The organism is Streptomyces lonarensis (genome assembly GCF_012033735.1).
In the GTDB taxonomy this organism is placed as follows: domain Bacteria; phylum Actinomycetota; class Actinomycetes; order Streptomycetales; family Streptomycetaceae; genus Streptomyces; species Streptomyces lonarensis.
In genome coordinates this window covers 1-15,597 of the sequence record NZ_JAAVJD010000130.1, presented here as the reverse complement: position 1 = coordinate 15,597, position 15,597 = coordinate 1, and the positions used below count along the sequence as shown (strand labels likewise).

8 protein-coding genes are annotated in these 15,597 nt (G+C 74.5%); 4 read left to right on the top strand and 4 right to left on the bottom strand.

The features are described 5' to 3' along the window. Positions 1–268: 268 nt before the first annotated feature. Entirely contained in the window at positions 269–1,510 is a 1,242-nt protein-coding gene (locus HCN56_RS16240) for a Cmx/CmrA family chloramphenicol efflux MFS transporter (RefSeq protein WP_167971796.1), read from the top strand. A 75-nt stretch (positions 1,511–1,585) separates the two neighbouring features. Here HCN56_RS16240 and HCN56_RS16235 read toward each other — a convergent pair whose 3' ends face one another. Next, entirely contained in the window at positions 1,586–3,067 is a 1,482-nt protein-coding gene (locus tag HCN56_RS16235) for a hypothetical protein (RefSeq protein WP_167971794.1), read from the bottom strand. 250 nt (positions 3,068–3,317) lie between these two features. Here HCN56_RS16235 and HCN56_RS16230 point away from each other — a divergent pair, with 250 nt between their 5' ends. After that, positions 3,318–5,786, top strand: coding sequence for a LamG domain-containing protein (locus tag HCN56_RS16230; protein ID WP_167971792.1), 2,469 nt, complete (start codon positions 3,318–3,320; stop codon positions 5,784–5,786). A gap of 84 nt (positions 5,787–5,870) precedes the next feature. Here the strand turns inward: HCN56_RS16230 and HCN56_RS16225 are convergent, their stop codons facing one another. The 3 genes from HCN56_RS16225 to HCN56_RS16215 all read right to left on the bottom strand — a co-directional run bounded on the left by HCN56_RS16225 (position 5,871) and on the right by HCN56_RS16215 (position 9,273). Continuing rightward, positions 5,871–7,052 (bottom strand): zinc-dependent alcohol dehydrogenase, encoded by a 1,182-nt coding sequence (locus HCN56_RS16225; protein WP_167971790.1) that lies wholly within the window; start codon positions 7,050–7,052, stop codon positions 5,871–5,873. A gap of 286 nt (positions 7,053–7,338) precedes the next feature. Further along, complete coding sequence (locus HCN56_RS16220) at positions 7,339–7,863, bottom strand: RNA polymerase sigma factor (protein ID WP_167971788.1); 525 nt, start codon at positions 7,861–7,863, stop codon at positions 7,339–7,341. A 45-nt stretch (positions 7,864–7,908) separates the two neighbouring features. Then, positions 7,909–9,273, bottom strand: coding sequence for a phthiocerol/phthiodiolone dimycocerosyl transferase family protein (locus HCN56_RS16215; protein WP_167971787.1), 1,365 nt, complete (start codon positions 9,271–9,273; stop codon positions 7,909–7,911). Between the two features lie 1,150 nt (positions 9,274–10,423). Here HCN56_RS16215 and HCN56_RS16210 point away from each other — a divergent pair. Together HCN56_RS16210 and ccrA are read left to right on the top strand one after the other, a co-directional pair. Beyond that, positions 10,424–14,311: a type I polyketide synthase gene (locus tag HCN56_RS16210; protein ID WP_167971785.1), complete on the top strand. Its 3,888-nt coding sequence runs from the start codon at positions 10,424–10,426 to the stop codon at positions 14,309–14,311. Continuing rightward, positions 14,308–15,555 (top strand): crotonyl-CoA carboxylase/reductase, encoded by a 1,248-nt coding sequence (gene ccrA / locus HCN56_RS16205; RefSeq protein WP_312871261.1) that lies wholly within the window; start codon positions 14,308–14,310, stop codon positions 15,553–15,555. The genes HCN56_RS16210 and ccrA overlap by 4 nt, the downstream gene beginning before the upstream one ends. The last annotated feature ends 42 nt before the right edge of the window (positions 15,556–15,597 follow it).

Genomic DNA, 15,597 nt, shown 5'->3' with positions numbered 1-15,597 from the left:
GACGTAGAACCGGCCGAAGTTGGTGCCGGCCACCACCGTGCGCAGCGTGCTCCGCGAGGCGCTCACAGTTCACCGTCCTCGAAGCCGCCGCGGCCTCCGAGGCGCCGCCCGGCCGAGCCACGGAGCGCCCCTGACGCCCGCCGACAGGTCCCCCGGTCGCGGCCCGCCGCCCCGGTGACCGGCGGCGGGAATGCCGGGGGCCGCCGAGGTGTTTGCACCCCTCATGCAGGAAGTCTCCCCCCAGCCCCACCCCGCACGCTCCGGGCGGATGCCCGTCGCCGTGTACGTGCTCGGCCTCTCCGTCTTCGCGCTCGGCACGAGCGAGTTCATGCTCTCCGGCCTGCTCCCCGCCATCGCCGACGACATGGACGTCACCATCCCCCAGGCTGGCCTGCTGATATCGGCCTTCGCCGTGGGCATGGTCGTCGGGGCACCCCTCCTCGCGGTGGCCACCCTCCGGCTGCCCCGCAGAACCACCCTGATCGCGCTGATCTCCGTTTTCGCCCTCGGCCAGGTCGCCGGGGCGCTCGCGCCGACCTACGAGACGCTCTTCGCCTCCCGGATCGTCAGCGCCCTGGCGTGTGCCGGTTTCTGGGCTGTCGGCGCGGCCGTCGCCGTCCAGACCGTGCCGCGGAACTCCCGCGCCCGTGCGCTGGCCGTCATGGTCGCCGGCCTGTCGATCGCCAACGTCCTGGGCGTCCCCGGCGGCGCGTTCCTCGGCGAGCACCTCGGCTGGCGGTCCGCCTTCTGGGCGGTCGGCGCGGCCGCCGTCGTCGCCCTCGTCGGCGTGGTCACACTGGTGCCGCGCATCCCTCTCCCGGCGGAGCGGCCCCGCATCCGGCAGGAGCTGACCGTCTACCGCGACGGCCAGGTGTGGCTCGCGATCACGGCCACCGCGCTCGCCGGCGGCGCCGTCTTCTGCGCCTTCTCCTACCTGGCGCCGCTCCTCACCGACGTGGCCGGGCTCGACGCCGGGACGGTGCCGCTGGTCCTCGCCCTCTTCGGCGCGGGCGCGCTGGTGGGTGCCACCATCGGCGGCCGCGTCGCCGACGCCCACCTCTTCGGGGTGATGCTCACCGGCATCGCGGGTTCCACCGCCCTCCTCGCGGCCCTGGCGCTCTTCGCGGCGAACCCGGTGGCGGTGGTCGCCCTCTCCTTCCTGGTCGGCGTCTCCGCGTTCTACACCGCCCCCGCGCTCAACGCCCGGATCTTCGACGTCGCCGCAGCCGCCCCCACATTGGCAGGGGCCACGGCGACCGCCGCCTTCAACGTCGGCAACACCGGTGGCCCGTGGCTCGGCGGCACCGTCATCGACGCCGGGCTGGGCTACGCCTCCCCGGCGTGGGCCGGGGCCGCGATGGGCCTGGTCGCGTTCGCCGTTGTCGCGGTGGCGCTTCGGTTCCGCAACCGCCGCCGGCCGGAGCGGGGCCCCGCGGCGGCATTCGAACGCGGGACCCCGCAGCGCGACGAGCCGGCCGGGCGGGCCGTCGCGCTGGAGCGCCGCGGCTGACGGGCGCCCGCCGCGCCCTCCGCGCGGTGGCCGTGCGGGCGCGCCGCCCGGACTTCGGGCGCGCCCCCACGGCGGTCAGGGGGCGATGCCGACACCCGCGATGCGGGACCAGCGAGTCTCCTGGGCCGCGGTCATCGCCGGCCAGTGGCGTCCGCCCGGCCGCGCGTTGACGCGGTCGTGGTAGTCCTGCGGCCGGTAGCCGGGGTCGACACGGCAGTCTCCGGAGTGCACCGAGGCGAAAGCGGGGCAGGCGCGGGCGACATCCCCGGGTGTGGGCCGTCGCCCCGTCTCCACCCAGCCCGCCAGAGCGTCGAGCGCGGCGGCGTACCCGGCGCTGCTGAGGCCGCTGTGCTCGTCCTCCCGGGTGAACGTCTGCACCAGGTTCCGCTCACGCCCCGCGCCGCGCAGCGTCGCCCGGTGGGCGGCCGCGTGCTCGACGAACGCCGTCGGGTCCCCGATGGCGTGCAGCGTGAGCACCGGGACCGACACCCGGCCGGTCAGGTCGCTGTCCCAGGACAGGTCGCGCCGCGCGGTGCGGTCCGCGGTGAAGCGCTGCACGCCGCGGTTGAGCGCCTCGTCGTCGTGGGAACCGCGGTAGCGCACCCCGACGGTGGAGAAGGGGTTCCTGCCCTCCAGGCGCTGATGGACGATGTCGGAGAAGGTCAGCGTCGCGAACCGCAGGTGGGACTCGAGCGAGGACTCCGGGATGCCGGTGACGGCGGTGATGTCGTCGAGGTTCCGCTGCTGCAGCGCGGTCCGGTCCTCGGGGGCCAGCGTGTGGCCGGTGCACTCCAGGAGCCGGGACCGCAGGTCGGCGGCGGTCATCGTCTCTCCGGGCGGCAACCCCTGCCAGAGCGGGTACTGCGTCTCCTCCGGGCGCGGGTGGTTCCTGCAGTAGTACTGGTGCACCACCCGGAGGTCGACGCGGTGGTCGTAGCCCCGCGAACCGCCGGCGAGGACGCCGTTGGTCAGCAGCAGGCCGTCGAAGGGCCCGCCGTCCGCCGAGCCGTACACCTCGGCCGCCTTGGCGGCGACGTTGCCGCCCCAGGACTGGCCGTGCAGCAGGGTGAGCTCGGGCTCGCCGAACTGCTCGACGAAGACCCGGCGGACCGATTCGGTGTCCTCCGCGGCCATCCGGGTGCCGTAGCCTCCGCGACGGTAGGAGGAGCCGGCCCACGCGTACCCCTCCTCGACCATGACGGTCCAACGTTCCAGGTCGCCGGCGCTCCGCTCGGGGTCGGACCCCGCGGTGAGGCTCGGGCCGCCGTGGGCGTGGACGACGAGCGAGCCGTTCCCCTGCGTGGGGACGGCGAGCGTGTAGGCCGAGCCGTTGCGGTCCGTGCCGCGGTAGCAGCGGGCGCTGTCCGCGATTGCCACCGGGCAGGCGAACTGCTCCGGGGCGGACGTCGCTTCGTCCGGCGGAGCGGCCGCGGCGGACGCACCGCCCGCCGGGCCGGTGGCGAGGGCGGCTGTGGCCGTCAGCGCGGCGAGGACGGGGCGCAGTCGCTCGCGGAGTGCGCCACGGGGCGGGCGGGGCGCGGGGGAGGGGCTGGTCATGTGGGGGCTCCAGGCGAATGGCCCTCCGGGGCGACACCCGGAGGGCCGATCGGTGCGCGTGGGCGTGCCGGCCGGGCTGACCCCGGCCATCACGGCCGACGGCGGTGTGGGGGTGGTGGCGCGCAGCGAGGATCGGTCGTGATCGATCGCGTACGAAAAGTAGTGGACCTCGCGCTGATCATGATCCTAGGCTCTCCCTGCTCCGCATGTGTGGAGGTCGTTCTTGTTCAGGGGAGAGGGCGTGGGGGAAATGTTCCGACGTGTGCGCCGTGCGGGGCTGAGGTTCCTGGCGGTCCTGACGGTTGCCTCGCTGGCGCTGGGTGGAGTGTCGACGGCCGTTGCGGCGGAGGCGGGCGCCTCGCGGGGTGCCGGCCCCATCCCCCCGCCGGACATCGCCTCCGACCGGTTCCCGGAGTTCGACCCGGCCGACTCACAAGGTTCCTGGATCGAGGGTGTGGGCGAGTACGCCGACTTCACCTTCAGCTCGGACGACCCCCGGGTCGTCCGCTACCGGTACGGCGTGAACAACTCGCCGCACCCGGACAACAACGTGCCGACCACCGACGGGGCCGCACGCACCGTCAGCCTCTTCACCGAGGAGCCCGGGCTCCGCTTCGTCACCGCGCAGGCGTTCGACGAAACCGGTCGGAGCAGCGCCCCACGCACCTTTCTCTACCTCGCAGGACCCGCCCCGGAGCAGGTCGGGTTCGCGTTCGACGAGCCCTCGGGAGCGGAGGACACCCGCCCGGCCGCCCCGGAGCGCAACCTGCGGCTGCGCGGCGGCCACGGGCTCGGGACCCCGGCGGCGCTCGGTACGGGGCTGACGCTCGACGGCGTCACCGGGCACGTGACCACCGAAGGGGCGGTCGTGGACAGCGCCCGCCCGTGGACGGTCTCCGCGTGGGCACGGCTGGAGAACCGACCGGACCACGATGCGGTGGTGGTCGAACAGCTCGGAACCGGGTTCGTCGGCTACTCACTCCACTACGCCGCCGAGGAGCGTGCCTGGGCCGCGACGGCCGACCGCGGCGCGACGTCCGCCGCGGGCCGGTCCCGGGTGGTCTCCGAGGACGAGGCGGCGGTCGGCACCTGGACCCATCTCCTGCTCTCCTACGACGGGGCCCGCATGCGGCTGTTCGTCGACGGCCTGGAGACGGCCGAGACCGACCACGCACCGACCGCCGTCGCCAACCGCTCGCTGCTGCTCGGCGCGAGCGGCCGGGACGGCGCGGCCGCCGACCACTTTCCCGGAGACCTGGACCACCTGCAGTTCTTCGACCACGGGTTGCGCACCGCCGACGGGGCGGTCCAGGCCCTCGCCGCCAAGCAGCCCGTCAACCGGGCACCGCACCGGCCGCCGGTCGCCGTCCTGCCCCTGGACGAAGCCGCCGACTCGCCGACCGTCGCCACGGTCAGCGGCCACGCACCCGCCGTCCACCGCGGTGCGGTCGCGAGCGGGGTGGACGGGTACGACGGCCGGGCCGTCCGCTACGACGGCCGTACCGGCCGCACGGTGGCCGCCGCACCGGCGGTCGACACCGCCGGCACCTTCTCGGTCAGCGCCTGGGTACGTCTGGACAAGGCGACCGCAACGGGCGACGGAGTCGTGGTGTCGCAGTCGGGGGAGCACGGTGCCGGGCTGACCCTGGAGTACTCGCGGGAGCTCGACCGCTGGCAGTTCGGCCGGGCGACCGCCGACTCACCCGCGGCCGAGGAGGCGTACGCGACCCAGCCGGCCCGGTTCGTCGCGCGCGACGGCGCCTGGGTCCACCTGGCCGGCGTCCGCGACGCCGTCGCCGGGACGCTGCGCCTCTACGTGGACGGCGCCGCGGTCGCCGAGACCCGGCACGACTCCGCCTGGTCGGCGACGGGGCCGCTGGTGATCGGCGCGGGCACCGCGGACGGGCCGACCGACACGCACTTCGCGGGCGAGATCGACGAACTCCGCCTCCACAACCGGGTACTCACCGCCGGGGAGGTGGCGGCCGCGGCCCGGCGTGATCACGTGCTCGCGGCACGCTGGGAGCTGGACGGCGGCACCGACACGACCCCCGACGCCTCCCGTCCGGACAACCCGCTGACGCTCCACGGCGGGACGGCGTTCGGCGAGGGGAGGATCGGGGACGGCGCGCTGGTCCTCGACGGGCGCACCGGGTACGCGCGGACTGACCGCGTTCCGGTGGACACCTCGGCCGACTACACGGTGGCGGCCTGGGCGCGGGCGGACGAGGTGCCCGAGGAGCCTGTCGCCGTGATCAGCATCGGCGGGCGGTCGGCCGCGGCCCTGACGGTGCGGTTCGTTCCCGACCCGGACGAACCCGGCTGGGGCGCCTGGCAGGTCGATGTCGGCGGGGAGGACGTGCCCGGAACCTCTCCGGCCCGTGCGGAGAATCAGGTGTTCTACGACGTGCGGGAGTGGAATCATCTGGCAGTCGTCCTCGACGCATCGACGCAGCGGCTCAGCCTCTACGTCAACGGCAGCCTGGAGGAAGTGCGCTGCGACGCCGAGTGGGACGGCGACGACTGCGTCCCCAGGGCCTCCTGGCAGGACGTCGGTCCGCTGTTCGCGGCCGTCGGGCCGCTCGAGGTCGGCCGTGAGCGCCTCTCCTCCGACACGTGGGGCGGGTACTGGCCGGGCGCCGTCGACGACGTCTGGGTGTACCAGGGGGCGCTCCGCGCAGAAGAGATCACGTCGCTCGGCTTCGGGATCGGGCCGTAACGGGCACACCGCAGCAGCGCACGGGTGGGGGGGGGGGGGGGCCCCCCCCCCCCCCCCCCCCCCCCCCCCCCCCCGACTCAGGGCTCAGGGCCGGAAGACGACCTTGACCGCGCCGTCCGCCTTCTGCTGGAACATGTCGTAGGCGTCCGCGGCCTCGGCCAGGGGGAGGTGGTGGGTGGCGAAGTCGTCCACCCCCAGCGGGTCCTGGTCGGTGAGCAGGGGCATGATCTCCGGCACCCAGCGCCGCACGTTGGCCTGGCCCATGCGGAGCGTCACCTGCTTGTCGAAGAGGGTGAGCATCGGCATCGGGTCGGCCATGCCGCCGTAGACGCCCGACAGCGAGATGGTGCCGCCGCGCCTGACCATGTCGATCGCGCTGGTCAGCGCGCTCATGCGGTCGACGCCGGCGGTCCCCGCCAGCTTCGCCCCCGCGTTGCCCGGCAGGGCGGCGGCCGCGTCCTGGAGGAACTTCCCGGTCTTGTTGCCGTGGGCCTCCATGCCGACGGCGTCGATCACGCTGTCGGCGCCACGCCCCTCGGTCAGCTCCCGGACCGCCTCCGCCGGGTCGTCCAGCTCCCGCAGATCCAGGGTGTGGACGCCGCGGGCGCGTGCCCGCTCCAGCCGCTCGGGCACGAGGTCGATGCCGATGACCTGCCGTACCCCGCGGTGCAGGGCGATGCGGCAGGCCATGTCGCCGATCGGCCCCAGGCCGATGACGGCGAGGGTGCCGCCCTCGGGGACCTCGGCGTACTCGAAAGCCTGCCAGGCGGTCGGCAGGACGTCCGAGAGGTAGAGGAACCGGTCGTCGGGGGCGTCGGAGCCGATCCGGATCGGCCCGTACTGTGCCTGCGGGACCCGCAGGTACTCCGCCTGCGCGCCGGGTACGGCGCCGTAGAGGCTGGTGTAGCCGAACAGCGCGGCGCCGGCGCCCTGCTCGCGGACCTGGGTGGTCTCGCACTGGGTGGGGAGCCCCCGGTCGCACATGAAGCAGTGGCCGCAGGCGATCTGGAAGGGCACGACCACCCGGTCGCCGACCGAGAGGTCGCGGACACCGGAGCCCACCTCCTCCACGATGCCCATCGGCTCGTGGCCCAGGATGTCCCCCTCGTTCATGAACGGCCCGAGCACCTCGTACAGGTGCAGGTCGGAACCGCACAGCCCGCTGGAGGTCACCCGGATCACGGCGTCCGTCGGTTCCTCGATCCGGGGGTCGGGAACGTCCTCCACCCGTACATCGCGCTTTCCGTGCCAGACAGCTGCCTTCATCGCGCCGCACCTCCGGGGCTCGTCGTGTGGCTCCGCGGGCGCTGCCCGGCATCCGGCCTCATGGCCCGACGGCCGGGACGCCGCGCGGGGCCTCGTCCGTCCCTCCCGGGTTGCCGGGAAATGGGGGGATTACACATGCCCGCCGGCGGCAACAAGCCCGGACGGGCCGAGGCGCGGCACACCGTTCCGCACGCGCCGTCCCCGCCTCTCACGAAGCCGCCCCCGCCCCGCCGCCTGTCCCGGACCGGCGCCGGCAGCCGGGCGAGTGCCCGGTTCTCCGGCGCCCTCAGGCGGCGGTGGGCTGCCACGCCTCCTGGAAGCGTCGCCGGGCCCGGTGGAGGCGGGAGCGCACCGTGCCGATGGGAAGGGAGAGGGTCTCCGCCATCTCCTTCTCGTTCAGCCCGTAGACCCGCAGGGCGAGCACCTGACGGTGGGGCTCCGACATGCGGCCCAGGACGTCGTTGATGTGCACCGTGTCCAGCGGGTCGGCCTCGTGGCGGGACTCCACCGGCGGAAGGGCCGGTTCGCCGCCGAGTCGCTTGGAGGTGCGTATCGCCTCCCGGACGGTGACGGAGCGGACCCAGCCGAAGAAGGCCGCCGGCTCCCGCAGCGTCCGCAGACCTCGGTAGATCGCCAGCAGCGCCTCCTGGGTCGCGTCGGAATGGTGCTCGCGGGCCACCGAGTGGCAGACCCGCGCCACGTAGGGCCTGATCTGGACGAGCAGGTCGTTCATCGCCTGCTCGTCCCCCGCCGTCGCTCGCGGCAGCAGCCGGGCGACGGGGGAGGGGAGCTGCGGCGTCGCGGTCGTCATCGCGGGGTGCTCCTAGGGGTGCCGGGGCGGGCGTGGCCGTGGGGGTCAGGCGACGGGGGCGGGAGAGGGGGCCTCGGCGCCGCCGGCGGCGGGCGCGAGCAGGACGCCGCGCACGTCGTCCCGCAGCCGCTGCACGAAGGAGCGGCTGAAGCAGGCCGTGTAGTGGGGGAACTCGACCGCGAGGCGGCCGTCGAACGAGACGACGCAGGCCATCACGGGGCTGCGGCCCGCCTGCGGGAAGTAGTTCTCCCGGGCCGGGGTCAGCCGCACGTCCTCCACCTCCAGCCCCTCCGGGACCCCGGGCCCGCGGGAGGCGCCCATGTTGGTGACGATGACGCTCCCGAGCTGCAGCAGAGGGTGCTGCGGGACCCGCGGCAGGATGCGCATCTCCTGGAAGTGGTCGCCCCGGTCCAGCGACTCCCGGAGGCGGTCGGTCACCTCCTTGGCGAGGACCAGCGGGTCGCTCTCCGGCGCCACCTCGGGGGTCTGGAGGTGGGAGGCGACCGCCGCGGTCATGACGCGGGGGTCCAGGGGCGGGTCGAGCCGGGAGCGCAGGTCGACGGGGGAGAGGCATCCCAGACGCACGGCGCCCTCGCCCTCGACGCGGGCGCGGGCAGCCTTGAGCATCGCCGCTGCGACCAGCCCGTGCACGGAGACCCCGTTCTCGCGCGCGGTGCGGCGGACCTGCTCGGTCTCGGCGGCGTCGAGCAGCAGCCGCTGCACCTCGATCCGGTGCCGCGGCTCCGCGTCGGCCGGCTCCTCGCCCGCGTCGGTCGGCGCCGGCACGTCGTAGGGGACCAGCGCAACGGGTGGGCCGGAGGTCTCGGCGAGGCGGCGCTGGAAGTAGGCCTCCGTCTCTTCGGCGTCGCAGGCCGGGAGGAGTTCGCTGACGGGCTCCGGGAAGGGGGGCTCGGCGGCACCGTCGGTGAGCCCGTGCGCGGCCGTCACCCCTCCGTTCCCGCCGTCCGGGGCCAGCAGCGCCCGGTAGCGGTCCCACAGGTCGTTCAGCACGGCGATGGCGCTGTGGCCGTCCGTCACCGCGTGGTCCACGACCATCATCATCAGGTACCGGTCGGAGCCGGCGGCGCGCGCGAGCACCGCACGGCTCAGCGCCACCCCCACGGGCAGCGGCGTGTTCAGCTCCTCCTCGTACACCCGCTCCAACCCCGCCTCGGACCCCTCGTCCCGTACCCGCAGCCGCGGGCGCTCCTCCTCCGGCAGCAGTTCCAGGGCGAACCCCGACTCTCCGGGGCACAGCCGGGAGCGCAGCGAGGGGTTGGCAGAGGTCAGGGAGTCGAAGGCCTCCGACAGCACCGCAGTGTCGAGTCGACCGCGCAGCCGTAGGGACAGCACGGCCCGACTGCGCTGGGCGATGTACAGGGTCTCCACGGGACACAGCTCGCGTCGCATCGGTTCAGCCTTTCTGCGTTGCCGCCGCACCGCTCACGGGGCCGTCGGTACGGCCGGGGGCGCGAGCGAGGGGAGGTACGAAGGTGGTCTCGGGCGGGTCCGCCGGCGCGTCCGGAAACGCGCCCCCGGGGTCCCGGCTGCGCTCGACGGAGCGTCCGGGGCAGGGGGGAACCAGCGGGTGACGGCGGTGTCCGGTGTGCTCTCCGGCGGCTCACGGTGACGGAAGAAGAACCGCCCCGGACAGGTTTCTCCTGTCCCGTACATCGCCGATCAACCGGCGAGTTTCGCTGCAATATTCAGGGAAATCACCGGTCCTTGTGCGTTACCGGGAGGGCGGCGACCGGCGCGCTTTCCCTCGGCTCCAGATGTTTCCACAGCGCCTTCCCGGCGGGCCACCGGCCCCAGGGGGTTTGGCTGGTTGTCTGCGGTGCTCGAGGCCGATGGAACGGTCGGCCGCCCGGGATCGCCCGCTCGGCTGCGTCTTTCGGTCGGCCCGGGAGCCCCGTGAGCCGGGCCTGTTCCTGTCGGGAGAGAGCCCGCTTCTGTGGGGCAACGCACTGCTATGAAGAGGCAGATACAGGCACCGAAGCCCGATTCGAGTGCTGTCCTCTCCTCCTGGTGCCCGTCCAGGCGACGGTCCGACGCTTCGGCAGCACGGACCGAACTGCCGCGCCATGGCTTTGCCGGAGGATGGCTGATTCCTTCTTCTCCATCCGGCAAACATGTTTTTCTTCCGGAAACCCTCCTCTAGGTGTTTGCACAGACATCCACGGCCGGGCCGAAAGGCCCTTGACCTCTTCGACGGATCTCGTGCAGGGTGAGGCCGCGACAGGAGACCACGGAATTCCGCGGCCCCTGTGCCCGCGTATGCAGCATTTCCGGGTCCGCATTACCGAAGCGCATTACCGAAGCGGCATTACCGGAAGTCGTCACCGACGCCCCGTTCCGCTCGGCGCCCGCGCGAGGTCGCCGGCGCGGAGCCCGTCGCTCGGGCACCAGCCCCTCGGCTCACCGCCCCGCCCGCCCCGCGGGCGGGGCGCCCCGCGCCGAGGGCGCGACACGGGTGCGACGACCCACGACACGGCGGACCGGGTGCGAACGGGTACGGCCCGGCGGCCGCGACGAGGACCAGGAACGAGAGGACCAGGCGATGGACGAGTCAGGGACCGAGCCCGGGCAGGCAGATCCGGACGGCCCTCCGGCGGTCGCGGTCATCGGCATGGCGGCCCGCTTTCCGGGCGCCGACGACGTGGAGGCCTTCTGGTCGCGACTGGCCGAGGGCCACGACTCCGTACGCCCCGTGACGGACGAGGAGTTCCTCGCGGCCGGCGGCGATCCCGCGGACCTCGACGACCCGTCCCACGTCCGGATGGCCTCCGTCATCGAGGGGATCGACCGGTTCGACTCCGGCTTCTTCGGCTACAGCCCGGCGGAGGCGGCCGTCGTCGACCCCCAGCAGCGGCTGCTGCTGGAGACCGCCTACCATGCGCTGGAGGACGCTGGCCTGGCGGCGGGCGACACCGACCGGACCACCGGGGTCTACGCCGGGAGCGGTGACAGCCGCTACTACCCCGCCCATGTCCACCCCCGCTACGCCGGCCGCCCCGGTTCGGTCGCCCTGGTCCACGCCGCCACCGCCAACTCGCTCGGCACGCTCGCGACCCGCGTCTCCTACGAACTCGGACTCACCGGCCCCAGCGTCTCCCTGCAGACCGCCTGCTCCACGGCGCTGGTCGCCCTCCACACCGCCTGCCAGGACCTCATCGAGTTCCGCTGCGACACCGCGCTCGCCGCCGCCGTCTCCCTCAACCCCTCCGCGCGGCTCGGCTACCACCACGTGCCCGACGGGCCGTTCTCCCCCGACGGGCGCTGCCGCGCCTTCGCCGACGACGCGGCGGGCACCTCCTCCGGGGACGGCGTGGGCGCGGTCGTCCTGAAGCGGCTGGAGGACGCCCTCGCGGACGGCGACCGCATCCGCGCCGTGGTGCGCGGCACCGCGATCAACAACGACGGCCGCCGCAAGGTGGGGTTCACCGCGCCGAGCGCGCCCGGCCAGACCGAGGTGATCCTGGCCGCCCACGCCCAGGCCGACGTCGACGCCGCCACCATCGGCCTGGTGGAGGCGCACGGCACCGCGACCCGGATCGGCGACCCGATCGAGGTCGCCGCGCTCACCGAGGCCTTCCGGTACGCCACGGACCGGCGCGGCTTCTGCGCACTCGGCTCCGTCAAGACCAACATCGGGCACCTGGGAGCGGCGGCCGGCATCGCCGGCTTCATCAAGGCGGTGCTCGCGCTCGAACACCGCAGCATCCCGCCCAGCCTGCACTTCGAGCGGCCCAACCCCCTCATCGACTTCGACGCCGGCCCCTTCCACGTCCCCACCGAACTCACGGAATGGCCCGCCGCCGACCACCCCAGGCGCGCGGCCGTCAGCGCCTTCGGCGTGGGCGGGACCAACGCCCACGTCATCCTGGAGGAAGCCCCGGCGCCGGGACCCGTCTCCGGCGGGCAGTCCGTTCCGGCGGCAGGCAGCGGACCGCTGGTGCTGCCGCTCTCCGCGCGCACCGCGGGCGCACTTCCGGGCCAGGCCGAGGCGCTCGCCCGCCACCTCGCCGACCACCCCGACGTCCCGTTGGTCGAGGTCGCGCGGGCCCTGCGGGCCGACCGGCCCGCCCTGCGGCACCGGGCCGCGGTCGCCGCGCGCACCGCCCCCGAGGCCGTCGCCGCCCTGCGTGCCGGGATTCCCACCCGGCCCCCGGCGGCCGTCGACAGACCCGACGTCGCCTTCCTGCTGCCCGGCGGGGGCACCCAGTACGTGGGCATGGGAGCCGGGCTCTACCGCGAGCAGGACGTCTACCGCGACGCCGTCGACCGGTGCGCCGCGATCCTGCGGCCCCACCTCGGGGACGACCTGCGGACCGTGCTCTTCGCACGGGTCGAGCCCGGCAGCACCGACGCCTTCCTGGGGCTCGTCGTCACCGAGTACGCCCTCGCGCACACCCTGATGGCGGCGGGTGTCCGCCCCGACGCCCTCATCGGGCACTCGCTGGGCGAGTACACGGCAGCCTGCCTCGCCGGGGCCCTGGAGCTCGACGACATGCTGCCGCTCGTCGCCGAGCGGCTGCGGCTCATCGCCGGCGCCGGCGGCGCCACCGTGGGCGTCGCCGCGCCCGCAGCGACGCTGCTGCCGCTCCTCGGCGACGACCTCTCCCTCGCCGCCGTCAACGGGCCCACCGCCTGCACCGTCGCCGGCCGGCCCGAGGCGGTGTCCCGGCTGGAGAGTGAACTGACGCGGCGTGAGATCCCGTTCCGCCGCCTGCGCATGCCGGCAGCCGCCCACTCCCACGTACTGGACCCGATCCTCGGGACCTTCGCCGACCACCTCGCCACCGTCGACCTCCGCCCCGCGCGCATCCCCTACGTCACCAACGTCACCGGCACCTGGGCGACGCCCGAGCAGACCACCTCCGTCGACCACTGGGTCGACCACACCCGGCGCACCGTCCGCTTCGCCGACGGGCTCGGGACCCTCTGGGAGCGCCGCCCGCTCCTCGTCGAGATCGGCCCCGGCGACAGCCTCACCAAGCTGGCCCACGCCGCGCTCACCGGAGAACCGGCGCCGGTGACCGTCACCACGATGCGCCACGCCAAGGCGGACACCCCCGACGACCTGGTGCTGGCCCGTGCCCTGGGCGACCTCTGGAGCGCCGGTCTCGACGCGGCCCTCCCCGGCGCCGGCGACCCCGGACCGCGCAGCCGCCGCGTCACCCTGCCGGGGTACGCCTTCGAACGCCACCGCCACTGGATCGACGCGCCCGGCGCCTCCACCGGCGGCGACGACGACGCCGCCGAGCGGAGCGCCCCGCCGGGCGACGGGCGCGCGCCCCGCCCGCACCTCCCCAGCGCGTACCTCGCCCCCCGCACCGACCAGGAGGGCGCGGTCGCCGCGCTCTGGGAGGAGGCCCTGGGCATCAGCGGCATCGGGGTGCGCGACAACTTCTTCGACCTCGGCGGGGACTCGATCCGCGCCGTCCTCCTGACCGGGCGGATGCGCCGCGACGGCGTGCTGGACGTGCCCGCCGCCTCACTGCTCGCCACACCCACCATCGCCGCGCTGCTCGACGGGGCGGACGCCACCGCGGCGCCCGCGACCCCGGTGGGCGGAGCACCGCCGACCGGTCTGCAACCCCTTCTGCCGCTGCGCCCCGCAGGCGACGCCCCCCCGCTGTTCTGCGTCCACCCGGGCGCCGGCGTCTCCTGGCGCTACACCGGCCTGCTGCCCCACCTCGACGCCGGGCAGCCCGTCCTGGCCCTGCAGGCCGCCGGACTCGACGGCACGCAGCCGCCCGCGCCGGACGCGGCCGCCATGGTCGCCGACTACGTCGCGACGGTCCGGCGCACGCAGCCCACCGGTCCGTACCGCCTGCTCGGCTGGTCCTACGGCGGGTTCGTCGCCCACGCCATGGCGTGCGCCCTGCAGGAGCAGGGGGAGGAGGTGGAACTGCTCGCCATGCTCGACGCCCCCCAGCCGCACGGCACGCGCCACGACGCGGCGGCCGTCGAACGGCAGGTCGCCGGCCTGCTGCTGCGGATGGGCGGATTCACCCCCGACCCGGCGGCAGCCCCGGACGTCGCCGACGTGCTGGAGATGATCGCCGCCGAGGGGCCCGACTCGGCGGTGCCGGTCACCCGCGACCAGGCCGCCGCCATCGCCGACGTGATGCGCAACAACCTGCGGATCGCCCCCGGCTTCGCCCCGGGCCGGTTCCGCGGGGACGCGCTGTTCTTCACCGCCGCCACCCCGCCCGCGACCCCCGGGCAGGACCTCGCGTCGGCCCCGGGCAAGGCGGACAGCTGGCGGCCGCACGTCGACGGCACGTTCCACGAACACCAGGTGCCCTGCGGCCACTACGAGATGACGGAGCCCGAACCGCTGGCCCGCATCGGAGCCGTGCTCGCCGAGGCGCTGCGCACACTCCCCGATCCGCCCCACCCCAGCCCCACCCCAGCCGAGAACCCAGGAGAACGCCCGTGACCGTGACCGTTCCCGCCCGCGCGACCGCCGATCTCTACGATCTCGGGGACGCCCCCGAGATCGGCACCGTCCCCCGCCGGATGCACGCCTCACTGATCCGGCGCGAACGCTACGGCCGGCCCGTCGACGCCTTCCGCACCGAGGTGGTGGACGTGCCGCCGGTGGGCCGCGGCCAGGTGGCGGTGAAGGTCATGGCCGCCGGGGTCAACTACAACAACGTCTGGGCCGCGCTCGGGTCGCCGCTGGACGTCATCACGGCGCGCCAGAAGGCCGGCGCCACCGAGGACTTCCACATCGGGGGCTCCGACCTCTCCGGGATCGTCTGGGCCGTCGGCGAGGACGTCCGCGGCGTCTCCCTCGGCGACGAGGTCGTCGTGCTGGCCTGCCGGTGGGACGAGTCCGCCCAGGACATCCGGCTCGGACGCGACCCCGCCGCGTCCTCCACCCAGCGGGTCTGGGGCTACGAGGAGAACTACGGTTCCTTCGCTCAGTTCGCGGTGGTCGACGACTACATGCTCCACCCCAAGCCCCAGCGCCTGTCGTGGGCCGAGTCGGCGTGCTACATGGCGACCGCCGCCACCGCCTACCGCCAGCTGTTCGGCTGGGAGCCGCACACCGTGCGCCCCGGCGATCCGGTCCTCATCTGGGGCGGCGCGGGCGGCCTCGGCAGCATCGCCATCCAGCTGGTCCGCCACGTCGGGGGCATCCCGGTTGCGGTCGTCTCCAGCGAGGAGCACGCCGAGTACTGCATGAAGCTGGGGGCGAAGGGCTGCATCGACCGGCGGGAGTTCGACCACTGGGGCAGGCTGCCGGACGCCGACGACGAGCAGGCGATGGGGCAGTGGCTGAAGGGCGCCCGCGCGTTCGGGCGACGGTTCTGGGAGGTGCTCGGCGAGCGCGCCGCCCCGCGGATCGTGCTGGAGCACTCCGGCGCGGACACCGTCCCGACGTCGATGTACATGTGCGACTCCGCGGGGATGGTCGTCATCTGCGGCGGCACCACCGGCTACAACGGCGACGTCGACCTTCGTTTCCTGTGGATGCGGCAGAAGCGGCTGCAGGGCTCCCACGTCGCCAGCGCGCGCGAGGGCCGCGAGGTGACGCGTCTGGTGCAGCAGGGCGTTGTCGACCCGTGCCTCTCCCGGACCTTCGCCTTCGACGAGGTGGGCCTCGCCCATCAGCTGATCCACGACAACCAGCACCCGGCGGGCAACATGGCGGTCCTCGTCAACGCCACGGAGTGACCGCCCGTGCGGGCCGGCGCCGCGGGTGGCGCGGTGCCGGCC

Bases quoted from the DNA above. Each gene is read 5' to 3' on its own strand.
- HCN56_RS16215 (WP_167971787.1), bottom strand. From the start codon at position 9,273: ATGCGACGCGAGCTGTGTCCCGTGGAGACCCTGTACATCGCCCAGCGC.
- HCN56_RS16235 (WP_167971794.1), bottom strand. From the start codon at position 3,067: ATGACCAGCCCCTCCCCCGCGCCCCGCCCGCCCCGTGGCGCACTCCGC.
- HCN56_RS16220 (WP_167971788.1), bottom strand. From the start codon at position 7,863: ATGACGACCGCGACGCCGCAGCTCCCCTCCCCCGTCGCCCGGCTGCTG.
- HCN56_RS16240 (WP_167971796.1), top strand. From the start codon at position 269: ATGCCCGTCGCCGTGTACGTGCTCGGCCTCTCCGTCTTCGCGCTCGGC.
- HCN56_RS16210 (WP_167971785.1), top strand. From the start codon at position 10,424: ATGGACGAGTCAGGGACCGAGCCCGGGCAGGCAGATCCGGACGGCCCT.
- HCN56_RS16230 (WP_167971792.1), top strand. From the start codon at position 3,318: ATGTTCCGACGTGTGCGCCGTGCGGGGCTGAGGTTCCTGGCGGTCCTG.
- HCN56_RS16225 (WP_167971790.1), bottom strand. From the start codon at position 7,052: ATGAAGGCAGCTGTCTGGCACGGAAAGCGCGATGTACGGGTGGAGGAC.